Raw genomic sequence first — 23,164 nt, 5'->3', positions numbered from 1 at the left:
TCAATCCGCAAGGATCCAGCCATCGCCGGACCGACAAACCCGTCCTTCCCGTTCAAGTTTCAGCAGATGCGCCTTCAGTGAGCGGGCGGCCACGGGATGGATGCGGCTGTCCACATCACTGTAGACACGCCCGAGCAGGGTCTGCTCATCCGCCGGAGCCAGCGCCCGCAGCGCGCCGATGAGTTTGCGCTCACGCACATGGCGGTGTGTGATCAGGTAATCGAACACTGCATTGGGGTCATCCATCAGCTGTCCATGCCCCGGCAGCAGCCAGGAGACCGGCTCTGCCAGCAACCGTGTCAGTGAGGCCATATAATCCGCCATATCCCCATCAGGGGGACTGATGACCACGGTGGAATCCTGCATCAGAAGGTCGCCCGCAAACAGCAGCCCCTCGGATTCCATCAGGAATGCCAGATGGTTCGAGGCATGCCCCGGTGTGTGCAGCACCCGCAACCGTCCCGGCCCATCCCCGAGACAGGCGCCATCCTCCGGGACCAGGTCAGGGGCAGGCTCCGGGTGATGCTCCGGCAGCTCCGGTGCCGGCAACCCGACCACGGTTGCCCCGGTGCGTTCCCGCAGCAATGCAGCGCCCGGTGAATGGTCCGGATGGGTGTGTGTCAGCAGAATGTGGTGCACCTGTCCAGCAGTCGCGGAGAGTACCTGTTCCAGATGCCCTTCATCCGAAGGGCCGGGATCCACCACCATAAAGCCCCTGGCGTCACGGACCAGGTAGGTGTTGGTGCCAGGACCCGTCATGATACCGGCATTGGGGGCAGTGATCCGTGTAACCCTGTCCGTCAGGGGCACGGCTTCAGCTACCTGGATGCTGACCGATGACGCCCCCTTACGCTGGGGATCCAGAAAGCGGACCTCATCATAGCCGCTCTCGCCGGGCAGCACCTGGACAGCTTCACCCTGCCTGACAGCAGGCCAGGGCTCAGAGGGGACCTCCTCCGGCATTTCTCCGGCGATGGCGTTCAACAGCTCATCACTCTGACGGTAACTGCAGAGACGTCGCAGGGTGCTCAGCGTCGGGGGAACAAAAAGCCGCTTTCCCGAGAGATGTTCATCCAGGGCCTGCTCCGGAGTGATCCAGACGTGGTCCACGGTCTCCGCCCCATCCGGGAACGCTTCCTGCCCAGCCGGAACCCGCGCCAGGAAGAAGTGCGTATCAAAGCGGCGCGGCGGACCCGGCGGCGTGATCCAGCGGCCCAGGTAGATCAGCGAGTCCGTCGCGGGTTCCAGGCCCCGCTCGGTGCAGTAGTCGCTCAGGCTCAGGGTGCCCGCATCGATCCGGCTTCTGTGGGTGGTTTCCGGCTGCAGGTGCACATCCGCCTCCTCCCCGCTGTTGCGCACCAGAAGAATGCCCGCCTCCTCGAAACACTCCCGCAGCGCCGCCATGGTGAAGGGGGTATCTCCGTCTTCGCCACTCAGGGCACCACCGGGGAATACGTGAAAGCCAGGCAGGAAAACCGCATTGCGGGTGCGCTGGAGCAGAAGGACCTCTATCCCTTCGGAACCATCACGAACCAGAACCAGGGTGGAGGCTGGCCGAATGTCAGTCACACCGCCACTCCGCGCTAACAGGTTGCTTCCAGAACCACCTTGCCGCGGGTATGACGGGTCTCAATATGCCGGTGAGCGTCTTCCACATGGTAGATGGGGTACACCTTATCGATATGAGCCCTGAGCTTGCCCTCATTCACCCACTGGCGCAAGACTTCAAGATCCGCCAGATTGGAATGCACAAGCACGAGCCGGCTGCGTTTCTGCAGGCCGATACGGGCCAACCCTTCAGCTGGAAGGGTAGCGCGGCTGGGAATGGTGTTCACGTAGATACCACCGGGCGCAAGGCTGTCACGGAAGTCATGGGCGCGGTAATTACCAAAAGCGTCAAAAACGCAGTCGAAGGGCCCGTTGATGGCCGGCGCGGGGGTCTGCTGGTAATCGACCGTGTGGTTGGCGCCCAGTTCCGTGACAAAATGCAGGTTCCGCTCACTGCATACAGCTGTCACTGTTGCGCCGAGGTTACGCGCAATCTGAATGGCAAAGTGGCCAACGCCGCCGCTGGCACCATTGATGAGCACGTTCTGGCCCGGTTTGACGTTGGCGCAGTCGCGCAGCGCCTGGAGAGCCGTCAGTCCCGCCAGGGGAATCGCAGCCGCCTCGCTCCAGCTCACGCCGGTCGGACACAGCGCCACCTCATCAGCCTTGAGCAGGGCGAATTCAGCGTGTACACCACCGTGAAAGCGGTTACTCATGCCCGCCACAGCATCACCAATGGCAAAATCGGTCACATCATCGCCCTTTTCCACAAGCTCTCCGGCCATCTCCAGGCCACTGACCCGGGGCAGAGGCTCGCGGTCCAGAAATCCGAGAAAAGGGTGGAAAGCGCCCTTGCGAAGCAGGATATCCTTGGGATTGAGGCCACCGGCGCGAACCTTCACCAGGACCTCGCCCTTACCGGGCGACGGTTTGGGCCAGTCGTCCACCCACTCCAGTACACCTGGACTTCCGAACGCCCTGTAAATGATGGCCTTCATGGCGGGACTCCCTGTTTTGGTCGCGGCTACGACTCAGTGTAGACGCTATCCAGCTGATTTTCCTAGTGCATGACAGGGCATTATTGGTGGGCACGATATGACCGCATCCACAATCCGGCATTACCGCTTCCGTCAGAATCCGGGTTTCGTGACCGCCAGGAGGAAGATCAGCAAAAGCTGGAACAGGGCAACAAGCGCGGCAACACCCCTGACAGCGCCGGACCTTTTCAGGTCCAGCGCCCACTTTCCGGCCACAATATAACCGAGCAGCAGAATGATCTTGGCGGTAAGCCAATGGTGGACCAGGGGCATCCAGGCGGTTACGACAACCAGCACCAGGGCCGCAGCCAACAGGATGGTGTCATTCAGGTGCGGAATCCACCTCAGCGGTGTCTTCCTCCAGCCTGTCTTTCCGGCGAGATCCAGTCCAAGCCGCAGTAACATCAGCCCCGCCGTCAGGTAGGCGGTCAGCATGTGCACGCCCTTGAGAATCGGGTAATACTCCATGATTCATCCCACTTAGAAGATGTATTTCCTGTAAATCTTATATCAGGTACACTGTGGCTGTCATGCGGTATGACAGCCTTTTAGCGGACCCCGACCATGATACGCAAGGCATTATGGCGATTACTGGCCTCAGCAGCGGTTCTCCTCGGCGCCATTGGTGTGGCCCTCCCGGGGCTGCCCACAGTGCCCTTCCTCCTGGTCGCAGCCTGGGCGGGCAGTCATGGATGGCCGGAGCTCGAACAGCGCCTGCTGGAACACCCGACCTATGGCCCTCCGATCCGTCGGTGGCGGGAAAATCGCTCGGTTCCCCGAAAGGCGAAATGGCTGGCCTCAGCACTGATCGCCACCAGCATCGTCCTGGTCCTGCTCTCACCGGTACCCGAGCTGCTTCAATGGTTGTTACCGCCTTTTCTGGTCTGTGTGACCGTCTGGCTCTGGAGTCGACCCGATGCCTGAAGCGCAACCCCCAACGGATCGCCTGAGCGCCTCTCAGCTGTTCAGCTATCCGTTCCGCATATTCTTCCTCTCGCTGGCCGTTCAGGCGGTCCTGATCGTACCTCTCTGGGTTGGCGCCATAACCGGGCGACTTGATCTTCCCCTGGCTTTGCCGGCGCTGCAGTGGCATCAGCACGAAATGCTCTTTGCCTGGCTTTCGGCCGCCATTGCGGGTTTTCTCCTGACAGCCGTCTGTGTCTGGACCGGGACCGAGCGCACCCGGGGATGGCAGTTGGCCGGTCTCTGGGGAGTCTGGCTGGCGGGGCGACTGCTCATCACCCTGGGCGCCCCTCTGCCCTACGCCCTGGTTGCGGCCGTTAACCTGCTGTTCCTGCCACTTGTCGTGCTGGATGCGGGGCTTCGCATCTGGCGGGCAGGTCAGCGCCGCCAGATTGTCGTGTTGCTGGTACTTGCCGGGCTCTGGCTCATGCAGCTGGGATTCCTCGCAATGCCGGGTGCCTCGTTTGAACTGGGCGCCCTGATCATGGCCATGACGTTGATGCTGGTCATCGGCGGGCGTATAACGCCCAATTTCTCCATGGGCTGGCTTCGGGGTCGTGGCCTTCCCACGGAGGGCATCCTGATTCTTCCCTGGCTTGAATGGGCCGTCCTTGCCGCCATGGCGGTAACCTTCCTCAGCGTCCTGCTGGCGCCCCCGTTGGTTATTGCGGCCACCTCCGCGATTGCGGGCGCGCTCTCTCTCGTCCGTATACTGCTGTGGCGGGGCTGGCGCATCCGGCACGAGCCATTGCTCTGGATCCTGCATCTGTCCCTGCTTTGGATTCCCGCCGGGCTGGTATTGCTCAGCGGCAGCGAGCTGGGATGGTGGCCCGCAACGGTATGGGTCCACGCCATTGGGCTTGGGGCCATGGGCGGGCTGATCCTTGGGGTCATCAGCCGTGTTGCCCTGGGCCATACCGGGCGCACCCTGACGCTGCCCAGCGGCATGACCACGGCATTCATCCTTATTCACCTGGGTGCGCTGATACGGGTGATTACGGGCATGGGCGGCCTTGGCTGGCAGCTGGGCGTCTCCGCCAGCGGCGCCCTCTGGACGGTCGCCTTCGCCATCTACCTCTACAACTACGCCGGCATTCTCTGCCGGCCACGAGCGGACGGGAAGCCGGGCTGATGCGACTGACACTCTATACCGATTATGCCGTGCGCATGCTGATGTTCGTGGCACTGCGGGACGGACAGCGGGGCACCATCAGGGAGATTGCGGCGGCTTACGGCATCTCCCGGAACCACCTGATGAAAGTCGCCCATAACCTGCAGCGCGAAGGTTACCTGACGACAACCCGTGGCAAGGGTGGCGGCCTTCAGCTGGCCCTGCCATCGGATGAGATCCACCTTGGAACACTGGTAAGGACCATGGAGCCGGACCTGATACTGGCCGAGTGTTTCGGGCCCTGCAACCAGTGCGTCATCACGCCAAGCTGCCAGCTCAAGTTCATACTGGACGACGCCCTTAAGGCCTTCCTGGCCAAACTGGATGAGTACACTCTGGACGATGTGACCTCTCCCAGGGCCCAGAAACTTCGCCAGCACCTGGGTCTGACCCTGGACGGGGAACTGGAATGATAAAAGCCTGCCGTACGGAGTGTTAGAACGCACCAAGCTGAAGATGCGCACGCTCAGGGCCCACGAGCTGCTCCAGGAAATCCACATCCAGTAAGCCGATGGGACTCCGGTGGGAGGCCAGAACGCCTTCACGACGGAAGTCGTTGAGAACCCGGGAAACCGTCTCCTCCCGGACGCCGAGCAACAGTGCCACCTGTTTCTGTCGACATGGCAGCCGGACTTCCTGGCTGTTCTGCTGGGAGCGGAGCTGAAGCAGGAAGGCCGCCACACGCTGCTCGGCGGAACTGTCCGTAAAGAAATCCACCTGATTCAGCGAAGCCTGGAGACGGCAGCTGGTGTGCTCAAGCATGCCGGCCGCAAAGCGTCCGTTGGACTCGGCTATGGCGCGCAGGCAATTGCGGGGCAGGCCGAAGACCCGGGCCGGCTCCAGGGCTCGGTAGCTCATCAGATAGCGGCCCTCCGGCAAAAACATGGCGGTGAGACCGGCTATATCGCCCACATGGAAGGTACGGAAGAATTTTTCATCGCCGCCGGCCGTGTATCGGACGCCGGCGACCACCCCCTCGGCGATCAGCATGCAGTAACGGGCAGGGCGCTCTTCACTGAACATGACCTCGCCGGCCCGCGCCTCAAGACTGACAACGGAGCCAAGCAGGCTTCTGCACTCGGATTCGCTCATGGCACTCAACACAGTATGCTGTGTCAGCACCGACTCAACCCGTTGCCGTTCATGATCGTTAATCAGTCGTTCACGCATACAGACCCCTCTTTGCGTGGCCATGGGCTGATGTCGCCCATATAAGATTCATTATGTGTGCATCTTATATCATGGCATGGGGCCCTGCAATCCAGTCGGGATTAATACGATCAGCTCGCCAGGGACGCGAGCGTCTTCCTGTCGTGAACCCTGACCCGGCGCTGCTCCACGTCCACCAGCCCCTTGCGGCGCAGGTCGGCGAGGATGCGGGAGAGCGTCTCCGGCTGCATCGCCAGTAGCGAGGCCGTCAGCCCCTTCGGCAGGGGAAATTCCATTTCCTGGGGAGCGCTCCGATTCTCCGGCAGTCGCTGGAGGATATAATTCACAAGCCGATCGCGCGCGTTCTGGCTGCTTAGAATCTCACGGGCATTCACATCCTCTCGCGACGCATCCGACATGTAGCTCATGATGTTCATCATGTAATCCGTGCGCTGGCCGACCATATCCCGGAGAAGACTGCCGCTGAAGGAGCGGACCTCGGTGTTCTCGAGGCACTGGGCATACCAGGGATAGGTTCCCTCAGGCGCGCAGGCCGGCATTTCACCGAGGACTTCCCCCGGGCCCGCACTGCCGAGAATGCGTTCCGAACCCTGGTCGCTCACCCGGTAAAGTTTGAGCTGGCCGGACAGCACAATAAAGAACCGCTGCGCCGGCTCACCCTCGCGGCACAACATCTGCCGCGCCTCCAGACGGTGCAGCCTGCTGCGCTGGCAGAGTGTCGCCAGGTCCTCGTCCGAGAGGTTATGAAAGAACGAATGCCGGTGGATGGCACAGTTGTCGAGGCGTGGACACCGGATCGGCTCGGCCAGACGGATATTGGTGGCGTCTACAAGTTTCAGCGCGTCGCAGGATGTCATGCTTGCCCCCTGTGCGAATGTAAAAGGTCATCGACTACGAATTGATATTTTACAGGGTAGGAGAGAGAAATGCTGCTCCCCGAAAGGGGTATTACCAGTCGGTTCGCTCAGGGTCAATTCCGGCGGGCGGCAAGATCCACAGTAAGGAGCGCATGCTCCAGGCTGGCAACATCCGGCGGGCGCGGCACCCTGACGCGATGCCCGCTTCCCGGAGCTACCTCAATCGGCTCACCCTTGTGGGTTTCCAGGGCCATCAGGCGAAAGGGTAGATTACCACCGGGCGTCATCAGTTCCAGGACATCCCCCAGCTGGAAGCGGTTCTTGACTTCAATATCCAGCCAATGCGCGTCGCCCCCCAGAACCTCACCAACCCATTGCCGGGTTCCCTGAAGGGAGGTGCCCGCCTCATAGCGCTGGTACTCAGCCGGAGGATGACGCCGGAAGAAGCCTTCCGTGTAACCACGATTGGAAAGCGCCTCCAGCTCATCCATCAGGCCCCTGTCAAAAGGCCGCCCGGCAACCGCATCATCAATGGCTCGACGATAGGCCTGGACTGTCCGGGCCACGTAGTAGGGACTCTTGGTGCGCCCTTCGATTTTCAGCGAGTCCACGCCCATGCGGCAGAGGGACTCCACATGCTGGACCGCCCTCAGGTCCTTCGAGTTCATGATATAGGTCCCGTGCTCATCCTCATGCATGGGGACTGTCTCCCCGGGGCGCCCGGCCTCCTCGACCAGGACCTGTTTCTCGCCATCCTCCTGCGACACTGGAATCAGGTCGCCAGTGTCGTCCTGAGTTGAAGAAACGGGCTGATAGGACCAGCGGCAGGCATTGGTGCAGGCGCCCTGGTTGGCGTCGCGGTGGTTCATGTAGCCGGAGAGAAGGCAGCGGCCTGAGTAGGCCATGCAGAGGGCACCATGGACGAACACCTCCAGCTCCACACCGGCAACCTGCTCGCGGATAACCTCGATTTCTCGCAGTGAGAGTTCACGGGAGAGGATGATCCGGCTGATCCCCTGGCGCTTCCAGAACTCGACCGTGGCCCAGTTCACCGCGTTGGCCTGCACGGACAGATGTATCGGCAGATCCGGCCAGCGCTCGCGCACCAGCATGATCAACCCGGGGTCGGACATGATCAGCGCATCGGGGCCCAGCGCCACCAGGGGCTCAATGTCGCGCAGGGCCGAGCGGACCTTGTCGTTGTGGGGGGCGATATTGATGACCAGATAGAAGCGCGCACCCCGCTGGTGGGCCGTGCGAATGCCTTCGGCCAGCGCTGTTTCATCCCGGAAGCTGTTGTTGCGCACACGCAGCGAATAACGCGGCGGCCCGGCATAGACCGCGTCTGCGCCGTAGGCCAGGGCCATTTCAAGGTGTCGCTGGGTGCCTGCGGGGGCCAGCAGTTCGGGTGCTTTCATGGGAATCCGTCCGGGTGCCTGATCGTCGCCCATGATAGGGGTCATGGGCGACTGGCGAATTGACGAAAATCAGGCACTGGAAGTATCCAGCTCCGACGGTTCACTAGTCCTTGACGGTAAGTGTATTGCCTGGAACCGACTCAGTCCGGATCCCGAGCTTGCCACCATTATCGCCTTCAACAGACAGGGACTGCAATTCCAGGCTGTAGGTCCCAGGCACCGCCTCCTCCACCTCATCCGTCTCCACGGTTTCCTCATCCCCTCCTCCGCCACCACCGCTGCAGCCAGCCAGTGCAACCACGGCCAGGAGGAGCAACAACCGCTGGCGGCGAAAAGGGGCGAATGCCGCGAGTACAAAGAGGCTCATAAGCCCCGGGCTGGCGTACTGCGCTGCCGTGCGGGTGGTACCAATCCCATTGGTGGCCAGGGACTCGGAAAAGCGGTAGGTCACGATCAACTGCAACTCACCGCCACTGGGGATTGCAGATTCGCTGCCGCTGAATTCAAACCGGAGTTCACCGTCATCATCCAGGGCAGTGACGGAATCCACCAGCGTATCGTTATCGTCCAGAGCCCCATCTGCATTGGTATCGATATACAGGTTGGCCGCCTCGATACCCCTGGCCTCATCACCGGTTCCGTAAGCTCTCAACGTCAGGACGCGTCCATCCAGGGGCTCGCCTGCCTCGTTGGCGAGTGTGAACTGGGCCATTACGACTTCCCCCGAAGGCGAGGTCATCTCCCGATCGCCGGGGCTGTTGTCCCCGAGGCTTACCGCAACGCTCTGACGCTCGGCGGCGCCTATATCGCAACTGTAGCTTCCGTCACCACGCGCGTTGCCAAAGCCGGCTCCATCCTGCGGACGAGTGCCGTTAAACACGACCGGAGGCAGAATATAGCCCGTTGCCGTCTGGCAGCTTCCGGTGCCCACGGCATGGCTGCCCTGGAGTGGCGTCCGCAACGGAACGTCAGCGCCCGATGATGAGAGCGATGCGAGATCCGCTGTCGCATTGGAGCGGTCGGACGGCTCAGACAGAGCGCAGTCGCTGGTTTCATCCAGGTTGTGACCCAGGCTGGTGAGACTGCCAGAGCCAGTAAAGTGGCAGGGGTTAGTGCCGCCCGCACCGATGATGGAATTATGCACGGAAGCCGTGGCGTTACCGCCCAGTGCCGTTCTGAAGCCCTCATTATCCGCAATGGTGACCCGCTCCAGATGTGCATGGGCGCCGCCGAATATCCCAACGGCATCCCCGGTGCCCGCCCGATTTCCGGAGATTGTCGTGCTCTGGATCCAGCCACGGGCTCCCCCGCTTAAACCAATAGCACTTCCGAAACGTTCCGCCTCATTGGCATCAATGGTACTGGCCTGTAGACGCAGAATCCCGAAATCCACGGCGAGGGCACCGCCATCACTACTTGTACCAACGGCCTGATTACCCGTGAAACGCACGCGCTCAGCCAGCAACTCGTTCCGCTCGCTGGTTAGCCCATTGACGTACACGGCGCCACCGGAGGCATCATCGGGCGCATTATCGGGAGCTCCACTGTTGCCGTTTCGGATCGTCAGGTCCGCCAGGGCGAGCGTCCTTTGCCGACCACTTCCTTTTCTTGGAACGTGAAAGGCTCGACTGATCCCACCCGCGTCTACCACAGTACTCCGGGCACCCTGACCACGAATAATCACGCTGTCGCTGACATCCAGATCACCATCAAGATTGCCGTCCTCGTAGGTGCTTGTCTGGGTCAGGACATAGTCCTCCGCGCCCAGAAGGACCTCGTCCAGTCCAGTCAGGGCATTGGCTTCATCAATTGCGGCCCGCAGGGTGCAGCGCCCCTCGGCATCCGCACAGGATTCGTCGCCCGGCGAGGCGTCATCGGTATCCGCTGTGGATTCAGCGTGGAAGGCCTGCCGTTGGCGCTCGATGGACCCGATATCGCAGGCTGCGGTCCCATCGCCGTTGCCATCCGCGTTACGCGTTGCACTGGCATTGCGCTGGTCCCTATTACCGCTGATGTCGCCACCGCTCGAGTCCGTACAGCTTCCCCCATCAATGGCCGGACTGCTGGTCAACGGTGGCCGGGCGATGCTGGTGCCATCGTAGTAGCCGCCCATGGCAAGGCCGGATTCCTCCGTTTCAACCGAATGGCTGCCCAGACTATCAAAGCAGCTGCCATCGATTGTCCACAGATTGTAATCACGGCTTCCAGTAAGCGTCAGACCATCCGTCAGCGCACACTCAGGGCCTGAGCCACCCACATGGTTGCCGCTGATAATGGAATTGCGAATGTCCAGACTGCTGTCAGCCGCAATGTGCAGTCCTCCACCATCGTTTGAGGCGGAATTGCCAACCATGGTGACATTGTCCATCGAGAGGCTGTGACCGGGCGCATTGATCGCAATCGCGCCACCGTTACCCGCTGCATGGTTCCGCAGGAAGGTCACGTTCTCGAGCTGGATCTCATTGCTGTTGAAACCCAGGGCGCCGCCGCCAAAACTGCTGTTGGTGGCGACGTTATCAACCAGCGCGGAGTCGCGGATGATGATGGTATCCGACCCGGACGAGCCGATGGCGCCACTGGCATTACCCTGGTTCCCCGACAGCACCACGCGCTCAAGCACCAGCGTCTGGCCAGTAACCTTGAAGGCACCACCGCTGGCCCCTGCACCGGTATCGAACCCTCTGACAGTAATATCCTGCACGGTCAGCGTCGAGCCGCTTCCAGCGACTTCAAAAGCACGCCCGGTATAACCCTCAGCGGGCTCGATGCGCGTGTCCGTGGCATCACCGTTCCTGGAACGGATGACGGTGTCCTCCGTTACGTCAAGATCATTGAGGTTGTCATCAGGTAGCGAGGCGGACTCACTGCCCGATACAGAAATCGTGTAAGTCCCTGCAGGCAGCTCGATGGTGTCGACGCCATCGCCCACAGTGCACGCATCCACAACAAAATCATTGTTGGCGGAGTTAACAGCTTCGCGAAGGCTGCAGTCACCGTCGCTGTTGAACTCATCCTCAAAGGTATTGACGACAATGGTGGCTCCGATGGCAAGGGGAGCCATCGCCATCATTACGGCGATGCAGATCATGGCGTTCAGGTAACGAAACATAGGGGTACTCCCTGGCTGGAATCGCGGGAACGCAGCCCCTCTGGAGGGGCTGCTGGAGCGGGCTTCGGTCAGTTTTCGTTGACCTTGAGATCGAATTCAACGGTGCCGGTGGTGGGCGGCGAATTGATCTCGCGGCGATAATCAGAAAACTGGTTGGTAATCAGTATGAAGTGGGGTTTGCCGGCTGCCAGGTCGACCGTGAGTTCGTTGCTCGAGCTCCCGCTGCCGTTTACGAAATCAATCTGTGGCAGGGCGCCGATATTGTTGACCGTCTCCTGGCCTTCATCACCCTCATAGACGTCGATCCTGAGCCCACCGGAACCAGAGTCCGCCATATATCCAGAGGTCCGTATGGTGTGAGTGCCGCTGACACCGTCCAGCCGATACCAGCTGGTGGCGGCACCATAGTCGGGAAAGCTGCCGCTGGAAGCATAACCAACCCGGGCTGCAAAGGCAGTCCCTACCTCCAGCTCCACAGGATCGGAGGCCCTGCCGTCAGAGACACGGGCCTCTGTAAGAGCAAAGCTGTCCCCGGCTTGCTCCAGTCCCGATAGATTAAGCAAAAAGGCGTATTGATCGCCCGCATTAAGGGAGGAGGTCGTGGTATCCCCATCCGCCGGTCCAGTGTCCAGCTCCGTACCACTCAATGTATCCTTGTAGCGGGTCCAGCCAGCGAAAGAGTCGAGTTCGGTTCCATTCATCGCGAACGCATAGAATCCGCTCTCCTCTGGAAAGAACAGTATCGGCTCCCCCTCATCATCTCCCTTGGTGCCGGAAAACTCCTCATCACTACAGAACACGCGGGGCTCGGTAAGCTTGGCTGCGTCACACGCGGACAGCTTCCAGCCAAAGCCACCACTGCTGCTGGGGGGTTCGGTGCTGTACTGGTTCTGAAGCTGCATACGAGCGTCAGACAGGAGCTGGTCGGTGCCTTTCTCCTGGATGGTGCTGAGCTCATCCGCGCCATCCCCATTGATCTGCCCGTCGTCAGCAAAATCCGCGGCCAGCGCATCAAGGCCATCCTGGCCAATATTGCCCTCCTGGACAGCGGCCGAAAACAGCAGCAGGTTCGCACTGTCGTCGGCGACACCATCGATGGCCTCGAGCAGGTTCAGCTCCGAGGGAGCGCTGCTGATGCCAAGGACTGACTGCAGTTCGGAGTGCGCTGTGCTGAGCGCGTCGGCGAAGGCCTCCCCATTATCCATCAGGCTGCGGGCACGCTCGGCAGCAAAATAGGTGTACAGGTTCACATTGACGTCCGGTGAGTTTCCGGATTCGATGTCGGTGACTGCTGTCAGCGTCCGGGAATCACTGGAGAAGTTGCCTGCAACCTCATCGTAGAAATCGCCTTCCATCCGGATTAGGGTCGGACCGGTCCAGTCGATCCCGCTGAGCTGATAGGCGCCACGTTCACTGATACTGCCGGTGACCTGCTCATTGCTGAGGCTTCCGTCCGCATTGAGGCGAATCGCCGTTGAGGTCCCTCCGCTGCGGAAGGGGCCCTTCTGGGAGGCGCCGGACGCCGAGACTGTATCACCGGACTCTCCGGATCCACTGCCACCCCCACCACCACAGGCGGCAACCAAAAGAAACAGACCCAAACTGACGGCAAGAACACTCCATGACCGATAACGTCGCATCACTACAACCTCCCTATGCACTACTGATCGGATAATTCACATCGAGTTGCCAGACTACCCATGGGCGGCATCCGGCACTTCCCGATACATAGGGAAACCAACCGTTCGTAAAACGAATTAGGTGCGCGGGTTCACAGTTTCGCTGTCAAACAACGTCAAATCAGTCCTGGTCGAGTCCTGATGCCCACACATAGCGGTTCATCAACTGGTCCTTGTTGGCGACGCCGAGCTTGCCATAGAGGTGATTGGCATGGGTGATGACCGAGTGCCGGGAGATCTGCCAGTCACTGGCCATCTGGTGGAAGGAGCTGCTTTCCGCAAGGGCACAGGCCACCTGCAACTGTCGATCCGAGAGCGGGCGAGCATGGAGACTGCGGAACATCTGAAGGTTGATGGGGACCATGCGGATCGACACCAGTGAGCAGTGGGCCTCCCCGTCAACGGGTTCCAGATAGAGCTGAAAGCGACCCCAGGCATTGCTGCAGACCACGGTCTGGGGCAAGTTCTGCAGCTGTCGAGCGCGCGCGGCTATCGCATCGGGAAGCGACGCCTCGAAACGCGTCGCACCGCTGCCGCCCGGCGCGTTCTGGTTAAGCATGGCCAGGTGCTGCCGGAACCAGGGTGAACAGTGACGCATCGTGCCATCGGAATCAAAAACCGCATGGGTTGGACGACCTGCCGCGATGACCGGCACCTCGGGGTCTTCCGTATCCCGCAGCAGGGCGCCGATAAGCGGCGCAACCTCGTTCAGGAGGTCCAGCTCGCGCTGCCCGAATTCAGCCTCACCGGGGCCACGAAACACCACCAACCCACCGCGCGGAAGACCCTCATCCATAACGACGACGCGGGCCAGATCCTCGATGCCGTAAGGCGCCATCATGATCCGGTACCCATCAGTCTTCCGGAATTCCGTCTTCGGAATCTGAAGCACATCAGAAAGCCGCTCTGCAGGAACGCCGTTCCGGAGTTCTTCCTCGAAGGTGGTGCCGCCGAAATCCCGCTCTCGCTGGGTGTTGCTGAACTGGGTGGCGTAGTGCGCCAGCCCATCCTCCATACCGATAAGCGAAGAATAGCCTCCAGCAACATCGCCTGATGCATTGCTCCACAGCAAAAGGCTGCCCTTCGCCCCGATCAACGACTCAACCAACGCCAGCGCATCCGGCACCGCTGCGGCCGGGGGCAGGCGGAGGGTGCTGAGCAGTTTCAGCTTCTGGAGGGCGGTCTGTTTCATTCAGGCTCCGCGTGGAAGGCGATCAACGCGACCGTTCTCCAAAGAATAGCGGAAATCAACGCAATGCTGCGCACAATAAACTAATCCCTGTCGATCACGGAGGATGCATCAGGCCTGGCACGCCCTGACCCTTACAGGAGTCATCAGGGAGCGATCTGCACGGTATTATCGTCGGACACTGCCTCACCCCCTAACCCAATGATGGCGGAACGCTCACCAGAGACGGAGTTCTGAAAACCACCGAGCAGGACCGAGTACCGGCCAGATACGGAATTACCATAGCCCGCCAATACACCGGCACTTTCACGGGTAGCGCTGTTGGCCGAACCACCAAGAACGACCGCCTTGGCTGCGTTCGTTTCATTGTTCTTGCCGCCGATAACACTGCTCCAATCACCCGCCGCCAGGCCACCGCGGCCACCAATCACCACAGATCCTCGATCAAGCGCATCAGCATCCCATGCGCCAAAGATGCTGCCTCCTTCGTTGTTGATGGTGTTGCTTTTCCCTCCAACAATGGCGGAACTTTCTCCAACGAAGGCCTGACTGTCAGAGGTGCCCACCATAGCGGCACCACTAAAGGCCCTGTTTCCAACCCCACCAATAATCAGACTCCCGCCGGAGTAGGCATTGTTGTTCCTGCCCGTGGCGATTTCTCCGTAAACCGCCACGTTCTGTCTCCCGGCAACCAGTGCGTGCTCACCACCCCAGGCATTGTTTTCGCCAATTGCAATATTGTGTGATCCGGATTTGGGATCTTTCGTCCAGTTCCCGTCTGCGGAGATGCATGCGGATTCAGTGAGCGCAAAGGTGCCCTCACAGACGGGTTGTATATCGTAGTTACCGCTATTGAGACCGACGCCGCGCTCCCCCCCGAAGCCAATGATGAGATTCCCGAGCCCATTGGTTCGCACCGTCTCATCACCATTATGGATCTGGACATTCACGCCCTTGAACACAACGCGCGTGCCACCCTCAACATTGGGATCATCCATCACCTCAATGTGCTTGTTCAGCGCGCGGAGATTGGCCGTCTGCTCCTGAAGCTCCTCGACGGCCGCTTTCAGGGCCTGGAAGTTCGCATTGACCTCAGAGGCCTTGGCCGTCTGGCCCGCCTGGAAGTTATTGGGGATTGTCACCTCTGCCATCACCGGCACACTGGCGACCAACATCAGTAGAGGCGCAATGCGCCGAAACATCGTCTTCATCATGACCACTGCTCCACTCCAGTCTCCTTTGAAGATACGCCTATCGGCGCACCGGGGTCGCGGGCCGGCTTACTGCCACTTTCCCTCATCCCACTGCATTTCGTCCCACTCTTCACCGCCACCATCGCTGCTGCCACCGCCGCAACCACTGACGGCACCGAGGACCAACGCGACAATGACACTGGCCAACCACCGCTTAGCGACAGGCTTCCCTATGATGCGCTCCAACATGGCAACTTCCTCCCGACAACATCCAATACAATTCCTCATGAGTAGGAATCGCATATGGTTTAAAAAACCTTACCGGACCCATAGCCATATCGCTTCCCTACATATAGGGAAAACACACACCTTCAGAAGACGCCCTGTGACGATGTTCCCACCCCATTGTCAATCCTTGTCACAGGCAGTTCGAAAGCCATGGCTTCCTCCAGAAAGACCCAGCTTATTGCTTCAATATGAATATGCACCTTGTTGCACAGGAACCCAGTCTGTGCTTTTATTGTATGCAACCATGTGCATATGCTGCTTCACGGTTAATGACGGAGAACACGATGTCGCTGAGAGCGGTACTGCTGATTACCCTGAAGGACGAGCCCGCTACCGGCTACGACGTACTCAAGCGGTTCCAGAAAGGGCTGGCCCACGTGTGGAATGCCAGCCACCAGCAGATTTACCGGGAGCTGGAGCGGATGTATCAGCTGGGTCTGGTGGAGCGCGAGACCGTCCCACAGGACGGACGGCCCAACCGCAAGGTATATCGCATCACCTCCGAGGGGGAGACCGAACTGCAGCAATGGCTGGAAACCCCGCTGGATCCGCCCGTGGTTCGCCTGCCGCTCTACGCCAAGTTTTTTGCGTGGGAAAGCTGGCCGGCGGAGGCCCGGACCCGGGAACTGAGTGGATTACGCCAACAACTGGAGGAGCGGCTTACCACCTACAGGGCCATCGAGCAGTACTGGTTCTCCGACCCCTGGTCCATGCCGGCGGAAAAGCGCGCGCCCTGGCATACACTGAGACTCGGCCAGCGGTTGACCGAGACCTGGATTGAATGGATTGATGAAATCACAGAACAGGAAGGCAGCACACCATGAGCAAATCATCCCTTACCCCAAGCACCATCCGCATCGGCCGCCGCTATCGCGCCAACCGCCTGGACGGCCCCTATGACGCCATCGTGATCGGCTCCGGCATCGGCGGACTGACGACGGCGGCCTGCCTGTCAAAGGCGGGCAAGAAAGTGCTGGTCCTTGAGCAGCACTACACGGCGGGCGGCTACACCCACAGCTATGCCCGCAACGGCTATGAATGGGACGTGGGTGTGCACTACATCGGGGACATGGGCTCACCCAATACGCTGGGACGCAAGCTGTTCGATCTGATCACCGACGGTCAGCTCAAGTGGGCGCCCATGGATGACAATTACGACCGTTTCTTCCTGGGTGACCGGGTGGTGAACCTGCGTGCAGGCAAGAAAGGATTTCGCAACTCGCTGCTGGAGGCTTTTCCGGACGAAGAGCAGGCCATCGATGACTACATGGCCCTGCTGAACAAGGTCGCCTCCGGGATGCAGTTCTACACCCTGTCCAAGCTGGCGCCCTCCTTCGTCAGCCCCTTGCTGGGCAAGGGCATCAGGATGGCGTTGCCGGACTGCTTCAACCGGCCCACCTATGAGGTGTTGCGCGATCTGACCGATAACGAGGAGCTGATCGGCGCCATTACCGGGCAGTGGGGCGACTGCGGCGTGACACCGAAGCAGTCCAGCTTCATGATCCACGCGCTCATCGCCAAGCACTACATGCATGGCGGCTATTACCCGGTCGGTGGCGCCTCGGAGATGGCCAAAACCATCATTCCGGTCATCCAGCAGAGTGGCGGCGAGGTGTTCACCTACGCGGATGTCACCGAAATCCTGGTCGAAAAGGGCAAGGCAGTCGGCGTGCGCATGGCCGACGGCGAGGAAATCCGCAGCCCGAAGGTGATCAGCGGCGCCGGCATCATCAACACCTTTGAAGAGCTTCTGCCCCGGGAAACCGCCGAAAAGATCGGGTACCCGAAGCAGCGCGAGCACGTGAATCCGTCCATGCCCCACATCGGCCTCTACATAGGCCTGAAGGGAACCCCGAGCGAGCTTAACCTGCCGAAGACCAACTTCTGGGTCTACCCGAGCGCGGACCATGACGGCAATGTGGAACGCTTCCTTGAAAACACGGACAGCGAATTCCCCGTGGTCTACCTGTCATTCCCGGCGGCCAAGGACCCCGACTACCAGAATCGCTGGCCGGGCACATCAACCATCGAAGTGGTCGCACCCACCACCTACGAGATGTTCGAACCCTGGAAGGATTCAACCTGGGGCAAGCGCGGCGAGGACTACGAGGCGCGCAAGCAGGCCATTACCGACCGCCTCATGGAGGTTGTTTACGAAAAGCTGCCGCAGGTCAGGGACAAAGTGGATTACGTGGAAACCTCCACGCCCTTGTCCACCGCCTGGTTCTGCCGCTACAGCCGGGGTGAGCTGTATGGGCTGGACCATACCCCGGAACGTTTTGACCAGAGCTGGCTGCGTCCAAAAACGAAGGTGCCCGGGCTGTACCTGACCGGCCAGGACATACTGACGTGCGGTGTGGTCGGCGCGATGATCGGCGGCTTCGTGACCTCCCTGTCCATCCTTGGCTACAAGGGCCTGCCCCTGGCGAAACAGATTTTCGTGGACAGGGCCGACAGCAGCACTGATTCCCAGGTGGTCACTCCTGCCGCTTCCGGTACCTCCTGATCAGACCCTAGCTCACTCCACATCCGGAAGGTTGTGGAGTGCCTGGTTCAGGGCGTCGTCCGGGTAGTCAAAGTCCTCGAGGTCGCCAGCGAAATACCGGTCATAGGCGGCCATATCAAAATGGCCATGCCCGGAGAGGGTAAAGAGGATGGTTTTCTCCTTGCCCTCGGCCTTGGCCTTGAGCGCCTCGTCGATCGCACCGCGAACCGCGTGGGCCGACTCCGGCGCGGGAATGATGCCCTGGGTGCGCGAGAAGAGCACCCCCGCCTCGAAGGTGGCGATCTGGGGCACGGCGACCGCCTCCAGAATGCCCTCGTGGTAGAGCTGGGAGACCAGCACCGAGTCCCCATGATAGCGCAGCCCACCTGCATGGATGCCCGGCGGCATGAAGTCGTGGCCCAGGGTGTACATCTTCATGATCGGCGTCAGGCCGACGCTGTCGCCATAGTCATACGCATAGTGGCCGCGCGTCAGCGTGGGACAGGAACTGGGCTCCACCGCCACCATCCGGATGTCCTTCCCGGCAGCCTTGTCCGCCAGGAAGGGGAACATGATACCGCCCACGTTGGAGCCACCACCACAGGGCGCCAGGATCACATCCGGCGTCTCCCCCACCTTCGCAAGCTGGGCCTTCGCCTCCTGGCCGATCACGGTCTGGTGGAGCAGCACATGGTTGAGGACCGAGCCCAGCGCGTAGTTGGTATCCTCGCGACCGGCCGCTTCCTCCACCGCCTCGGAAATCGCCAGGCCCAGCGAGCCCGGGTTGTCGGGATCCTTTTCCAGCGCCTGGCGCCCGGTTTCGGTTTTGCGGGAGGGGCTCGGGATCACTTCCGCGCCCCAGGTCTGCATCATGGAACGACGGAACGGCTTCTGGTGGTAGCTCACGTTCACCATGTAGACGTGCACATCCAGGCCGAACATCTGCCCGGCCAGAGCCAGTGACGACCCCCACTGCCCGGCGCCGGTCTCCGTGGTCAGGCGCCTGATCCCCGCCTGCCGGTTGTAATAGGCCTGTGCCACGGCCGAGTTGGGCTTGTGGGAGCCGGCGGGGCTGACGCCTTCGTGCTTGAAGTAGATCTTCGCGGGAGTTCCCAGAGCCTCCTCGAGACGTTTGGCCCGATAGAGCGGCGACGGACGCCACAGACAGAGGGCGTCGCGCACCGGTTCCGGAATCTCGATCCAGCGCTGGTCGCTCATCTCCTGCTCGATGATGGCCGGCGGGAAAATGGCCTGCATGGATTCCGGCGTGATCGGCTGGCCGTCCGGACCCATATAGGGCGACATGGGCGTTGGCAGGTCGGGGATCACGTTGTACCAGTGGGTTGGAAGTTCGGATTCGTTCAGCAGGATCTTGTGTTCAGGCACCGCCAGACTCCATCAAGCAATTTTTGATGAGGGGAGAATAGCGGAAGCATTGCCACTAGAGAAGAACCCTTTATGGGTAAGCCGTGACCAACGTCCGATCATTTTACAGACTCACCGTGGTAGCAACTCGCTCAGCACAACAAAAGCGGCGCCTACCTCTCGCATAACATTAACTTACCCCAACCCTGAAGGGTGCATCACCGTCAGCATTCTTTACAGCAATACCGATCAACCATTTTAGGATTCTGTTTTTAAAAACTTTTTAATAAATGGCCCATTACTTGCTGAAAGCAACGACCTTCTCTATGGAGGGGATTCAAGGAGTATTTCAACCATTCAAACTTCAGAAAAATAGGGATATAACCATGCGACTCACCGGAACAAAACCTCTTGTTTTCCTGGGATTCTGCCTTGCAGGCACACAGGCGGCAGCTCTGACAATCAATCCGACCTCGTCAGGACCAGACCTGACCAACGCCATCCTTGGCTCGGGAATAACGGTAGACGATGCGTCCATCAATTATGTCGGCGAAGACGGGCAGGCGGGCTTTTTCAGTAACGGGCTGTCCGCGGATATCGGCATCGACAGCGGGATCCTCATGACCAGCGGTAAAGCCGAGAACGCCGTAGGCCCCAACACCAGTGATAGCATCACAACCGCCTGGGGCACATCGGGTGATGCAACGCTCGACGACCTGGTGGTGGGCGCTACTGAGGATGCCAACGTCCTTGAGTTTGACTTTGAAAGCGCAGGCGGAGACCTTTTCTTCGACTACGTCTTTGCCTCCGATGAATACAACGAGTTTGTAAACTCGACGTTCAATGATGTTTTCGCATTCACTGTGGACGGCGTCAATATCGCGACCCTAGGTCCTGACGATGACGCCGTATCCATCAACAATGTCAACTGTGGCAATCCTTTCGGGAGTGCCGACAATTTCTGTGACAGCTACAACAACAACGACCTTAATGATGGGGGCGGCAGCCTCAACGTGGAATACGATGGTCTTACCGATGTCTTCACGGCGTCCATCCTCGGCCTGGAGCCCGGTACGCACACTATGAAGCTGGCGATTGCGGACCGGGGTGACAGTGCCTACGATTCCGGGGTCTTTATCAAAGGCGGCTCTTTCTCGGATAAGCCGGAAACGCCGGAAACGCCCGGGGTCAAGGTACCGGAACCGGGGACCCTCTCGCTGATCGGTCTGGGTCTTGCAGGCCTGGGAGTCACCCGTCGCAGGTCCGTCAGGAGAAGCTGATCACTACAGGATGTTGAGCGAGACCCCGATGCCAATGCGCTGAATACGCTCGTTGTAATCGATCAGGGTCTCGCCATATCCGTTGTAATACTGGAAATGCGCACTGAGTGTATCGTTGAGCGGAACAGAAAGATTCAACTCCGCCGAGGTTCGATTATTGTCACTGCGGAGATTATTGAAAAACCGCGCCTCCACCGTATAACGCCCCTCCGCCTGATACAGAACCCTGAGATCGCCGTACCCAAGGTACTCGCCAATATCCGGGTTATCGTCATCATCGGTGCTTTCCGGTATCCGGTACCAGGGCGAAAGCGCGAATACCCACCGGTTCGTGCTGTATACCACCTCGCCTTTGATCCGGTTCCAGCTTCGCGAGAAGGGCTCCTCGCGGCCATTGGACTCGTGGTTGAGCCCCAGTCGGAGTACCTCGAAACGCCCGTCTCCCAGCTGCCAGCCCGGTTCATGACTCAGGAAGACTTCCGGTTCAAAGTTGGTCTCACGGAAGGGGGAGGAGCGGTCCCAGTTGTAGGCCTGCCAGTGGGACTGCTGCGTGTAGGCCGCCCAGAGTCGTGTCCTGTCATCAAAAATACCCGTCAGCACCGGGATCTTGATACTGAACTGGAACTTGGTCTCCGTCGGCTGCAACTTGGTTCCAATGGGCTCGTCCCGAAACGCTGGGGAAGAGGGGACCTGATTGACGGGATGCGCCCAGGTCGCGAACAACAGGTAATTGCGGCGGTGGGGGAGGAGAGTCCCCGAATAGGACATCAGCTCGCGATCCCGGTCCAGCGCCTGTTCGGTCACTGTGCTCAAGTCCTCGCTCCCGGGCGTGTCAGCCAACAGTACGGGCGACAACAGAAGCAGCCACGGAACAGCGAAAAGCAATCTCAAGCTGTATACCCCTCTATTGGCACCTCGAAATGCTGGCACTCACCAGCTCCCACGGCTGATTCGCCGACAGCCGCGCACGGACTTGTTGTAAAGATAAACCCAGGCGTCGCCATGACGCGTATTCAGGCGTTTTCGGGTATATTGACCCAGTTCGGGCGCCTTGGGGTCATAACCTTCAAGTTCATCCAGACGCGCGAGCCCGGTGTCATTCACTTCGTAAACCTCCACCAGAACGCCTCGGGATGGCTTTCTCTGCGCAGCGGGATAGGGGCCCAGATCGAAGAGAACAATCGAGCGTAGATGGTCCGTGCCCAGAAAACGGGCACGTCCCAGCAGACGGTGGTTGGAACGCCCCCGCTTCAGAGTCCCATAGACGGCAACATAATGGGTCTCAGCAGAGTCCGTCTCAGCGTCCGAATCAGTTGTCCATGTTGGCACAGCGTTCCTTCATCTTCTCCATGCGCTTCTGCATCTTCTCCCGATGCTCCTCATGCATGGCCTGAAGCTCCTGCTGTTGTTCCTCGGTCAGATCCAGGCGCTCGACCATTTCCTTGCGGCGCTCCTTCATCATGTCCTTACCCATTCCCATGGACTGCCCGCCGTGCATGGCTTTCATCCGTTTCATCTGCTCGCACATGGCTTTCGGGTTCATCTGGTGGCCACCGCCTTTGTGTTCCTTGTCCTTATGACTGCTGGCAATGGCGGGTGCAGCCATCAGCAGAACGATCATCAGGGCAAGTAGCTGGATAATGCGCATGTTGTGCATGACTCTCTCCTTAAAAGGGCGTCGCTGGCTTGCTTTGACTCTAAAGAACTACCCAGCCGAGGTAAAGTGACGCCACGGCACCCCCATCCACGAATTGGCACAGCTTCTGCTTCTACTCTCCCCAGGAACCTGAAGGCGAGCCATAGCGCGGCTTTTGCTCCCCTTCTCCTGCCCTGATTCTGGGCGCAGGCACAAATTAAGAGCAATGCACCTCAAACCAACCAGGGAGAAATCCTATGAACCATGAAGAGATGACGGCGGCCATTCTTGACGCCAAGAACAGGAAAGGCATGACCTGGGAACAACTGGCCGAAAAGGTTGGCATGTCGCCCGTCTGGGTGGCGTCCTGCTGCTACGGCATGAACACCATGCTTGAAGACCAGGCGAAAGCACTCTGCGACGCCCTGGGTCTCAAGGGCGATGTACCGCAGACGCTGCAGACCTGCCCCTCCAAAAGCTGGGGCGAAAGTGTCCCTCAGGACCCCCTCCTCTATCGTCTTTATGAAGCCATCATGATCTATGGCCCGAGCGTGAAGGATCTGGTCCACGAAAAGTTCGGCGACGGCATCATGAGCGCCATCGATTACAAGATGCATGTTGACCGGGTCGAAGACCCCAAGGGTGACCGTGTGGTGATCACGCTGGACGGCAAATTCCTCCCATACCGCCGTTGGTAATCCCCGGGAGGCCGCATCGCGCGGCCTCCGAAACCCCTTTCACAGCTATGCCCTTTTCAATCGGATCAAAGAGGATCA

General features: G+C 59.9%; 22 protein-coding genes. 7 read left to right on the top strand and 15 right to left on the bottom strand.

What is annotated here, in order from left to right:
• The 3 genes from DES49_RS01695 to DES49_RS01685 form a co-directional block, all read right to left on the bottom strand.
• The gene (locus tag DES49_RS01695) at window positions 1–1,569 is read right to left on the bottom strand and encodes an MBL fold metallo-hydrolase (protein ID WP_133734647.1); all 1,569 of its coding nucleotides are present in this window, start codon (window positions 1,567–1,569) and stop codon (window positions 1–3) included.
• A 14-nt stretch (window positions 1,570–1,583) separates the two neighbouring features.
• Window positions 1,584–2,546: an NAD(P)-dependent alcohol dehydrogenase gene (locus DES49_RS01690; RefSeq protein ID WP_133734646.1), complete on the bottom strand. Its 963-nt coding sequence runs from the start codon at window positions 2,544–2,546 to the stop codon at window positions 1,584–1,586.
• 132 nt (window positions 2,547–2,678) lie between these two features.
• Window positions 2,679–3,053 carry a SirB2 family protein gene (locus tag DES49_RS01685; protein WP_133734645.1) on the bottom strand — a complete coding sequence of 125 codons (375 nt, stop codon included), beginning with the start codon at window positions 3,051–3,053 and terminating at the stop codon, window positions 2,679–2,681.
• Between the two features lie 96 nt (window positions 3,054–3,149).
• On the opposite strand from DES49_RS01685, the gene DES49_RS01680 reads away from it, so the two are divergent.
• Genes DES49_RS01680 through DES49_RS01670 form a run of 3 tightly spaced genes read left to right on the top strand, consistent with a single transcriptional unit; the run spans window position 3,150 to window position 5,132 of the window.
• Window positions 3,150–3,509 (top strand): YbaN family protein, encoded by a 360-nt coding sequence (locus DES49_RS01680; protein WP_133734644.1) that lies wholly within the window; start codon window positions 3,150–3,152, stop codon window positions 3,507–3,509.
• Window positions 3,502–4,680, top strand: a complete 1,179-nt coding sequence (locus tag DES49_RS01675; RefSeq protein ID WP_133734643.1) for an NnrS family protein — start codon at window positions 3,502–3,504, stop codon at window positions 4,678–4,680. The genes DES49_RS01680 and DES49_RS01675 overlap by 8 nt, the downstream gene beginning before the upstream one ends.
• Window positions 4,680–5,132 carry an RrF2 family transcriptional regulator gene (locus DES49_RS01670; protein WP_133734642.1) on the top strand — a complete coding sequence of 151 codons (453 nt, stop codon included), beginning with the start codon at window positions 4,680–4,682 and terminating at the stop codon, window positions 5,130–5,132. Before DES49_RS01675 ends, DES49_RS01670 begins: the two co-directional genes overlap by 1 nt.
• Window positions 5,133–5,154: 22 nt before the next feature.
• Here DES49_RS01670 and DES49_RS01665 read toward each other — a convergent pair whose 3' ends face one another.
• From DES49_RS01665 to DES49_RS15445, 8 genes are all read right to left on the bottom strand, one after another.
• Window positions 5,155–5,889: a Crp/Fnr family transcriptional regulator gene (locus DES49_RS01665; RefSeq protein ID WP_166645956.1), complete on the bottom strand. Its 735-nt coding sequence runs from the start codon at window positions 5,887–5,889 to the stop codon at window positions 5,155–5,157.
• Window positions 5,890–5,999: 110 nt separating this feature from the next.
• Window positions 6,000–6,746, bottom strand: a complete 747-nt coding sequence (locus DES49_RS01660) for a Crp/Fnr family transcriptional regulator (RefSeq protein WP_133734640.1) — start codon at window positions 6,744–6,746, stop codon at window positions 6,000–6,002.
• 113 nt (window positions 6,747–6,859) lie between these two features.
• Window positions 6,860–8,164 carry a prephenate-dependent tRNA uridine(34) hydroxylase TrhP gene (trhP, locus tag DES49_RS01655; protein WP_133734639.1) on the bottom strand — a complete coding sequence of 435 codons (1,305 nt, stop codon included), beginning with the start codon at window positions 8,162–8,164 and terminating at the stop codon, window positions 6,860–6,862.
• A gap of 103 nt (window positions 8,165–8,267) precedes the next feature.
• A complete protein-coding gene (locus DES49_RS01650; protein ID WP_133734638.1) occupies window positions 8,268–11,273 on the bottom strand; it encodes a CSLREA domain-containing protein in 3,006 nt (1,001 codons plus the stop codon).
• Between the two features lie 68 nt (window positions 11,274–11,341).
• Window positions 11,342–12,913: a hypothetical protein gene (locus DES49_RS01645; protein WP_133734637.1), complete on the bottom strand. Its 1,572-nt coding sequence runs from the start codon at window positions 12,911–12,913 to the stop codon at window positions 11,342–11,344.
• 160 nt (window positions 12,914–13,073) lie between these two features.
• A complete protein-coding gene (locus DES49_RS01640) occupies window positions 13,074–14,144 on the bottom strand; it encodes a helix-turn-helix transcriptional regulator (RefSeq protein ID WP_133734636.1) in 1,071 nt (356 codons plus the stop codon).
• Between the two features lie 143 nt (window positions 14,145–14,287).
• Window positions 14,288–15,355, bottom strand: coding sequence for a hypothetical protein (locus tag DES49_RS01635; RefSeq protein WP_133734635.1), 1,068 nt, complete (start codon window positions 15,353–15,355; stop codon window positions 14,288–14,290).
• A gap of 66 nt (window positions 15,356–15,421) precedes the next feature.
• A complete protein-coding gene (locus DES49_RS15445; RefSeq protein WP_166645955.1) occupies window positions 15,422–15,583 on the bottom strand; it encodes a hypothetical protein in 162 nt (53 codons plus the stop codon).
• Between the two features lie 323 nt (window positions 15,584–15,906).
• Between DES49_RS15445 and DES49_RS01630 the strand changes: the two genes are divergently transcribed.
• Both DES49_RS01630 and DES49_RS01625 read left to right on the top strand, forming a co-directional pair.
• Window positions 15,907–16,446, top strand: coding sequence for a PadR family transcriptional regulator (locus tag DES49_RS01630; protein WP_133734634.1), 540 nt, complete (start codon window positions 15,907–15,909; stop codon window positions 16,444–16,446).
• Window positions 16,443–18,128, top strand: coding sequence for a phytoene desaturase family protein (locus tag DES49_RS01625; RefSeq protein WP_133734633.1), 1,686 nt, complete (start codon window positions 16,443–16,445; stop codon window positions 18,126–18,128). Before DES49_RS01630 ends, DES49_RS01625 begins: the two co-directional genes overlap by 4 nt.
• 12 nt (window positions 18,129–18,140) lie before the next feature.
• On the opposite strand, the gene DES49_RS01620 is transcribed toward DES49_RS01625, so the two are convergent.
• On the bottom strand, window positions 18,141–19,493 hold the full coding sequence (locus DES49_RS01620) for a TrpB-like pyridoxal phosphate-dependent enzyme (protein WP_133734632.1): 1,353 nt from the start codon (window positions 19,491–19,493) through the stop codon (window positions 18,141–18,143).
• Between the two features lie 365 nt (window positions 19,494–19,858).
• On the opposite strand from DES49_RS01620, the gene DES49_RS01615 reads away from it, so the two are divergent.
• The gene (locus DES49_RS01615) at window positions 19,859–20,752 is read left to right on the top strand and encodes a choice-of-anchor L family PEP-CTERM protein (protein ID WP_133734631.1); all 894 of its coding nucleotides are present in this window, start codon (window positions 19,859–19,861) and stop codon (window positions 20,750–20,752) included.
• Window positions 20,753–20,755: 3 nt separating this feature from the next.
• Here DES49_RS01615 and DES49_RS01610 read toward each other — a convergent pair whose 3' ends face one another.
• From DES49_RS01610 to DES49_RS01600, 3 genes are all read right to left on the bottom strand, one after another.
• Complete coding sequence (locus DES49_RS01610) at window positions 20,756–21,556, bottom strand: phospholipase A (RefSeq protein WP_243864858.1); 801 nt, start codon at window positions 21,554–21,556, stop codon at window positions 20,756–20,758.
• A 126-nt stretch (window positions 21,557–21,682) separates the two neighbouring features.
• Entirely contained in the window at window positions 21,683–22,081 is a 399-nt protein-coding gene (locus DES49_RS01605; RefSeq protein WP_133734629.1) for a gamma-glutamylcyclotransferase family protein, read from the bottom strand.
• A complete protein-coding gene (locus DES49_RS01600) occupies window positions 22,062–22,409 on the bottom strand; it encodes a hypothetical protein (RefSeq protein ID WP_133734628.1) in 348 nt (115 codons plus the stop codon). The genes DES49_RS01605 and DES49_RS01600 overlap by 20 nt, the downstream gene beginning before the upstream one ends.
• 236 nt (window positions 22,410–22,645) lie before the next feature.
• On the opposite strand from DES49_RS01600, the gene cynS reads away from it, so the two are divergent.
• On the top strand, window positions 22,646–23,086 hold the full coding sequence (gene cynS / locus DES49_RS01595; protein ID WP_133734627.1) for a cyanase: 441 nt from the start codon (window positions 22,646–22,648) through the stop codon (window positions 23,084–23,086).
• Window positions 23,087–23,164 lie beyond the last annotated feature (78 nt).

The organism is Halospina denitrificans, assembly GCF_004364635.1.
Lineage (GTDB): Bacteria > Pseudomonadota > Gammaproteobacteria > Pseudomonadales > Oleiphilaceae > Halospina > Halospina denitrificans.
This window is presented reverse-complemented; position numbering and strand designations above follow the sequence as displayed.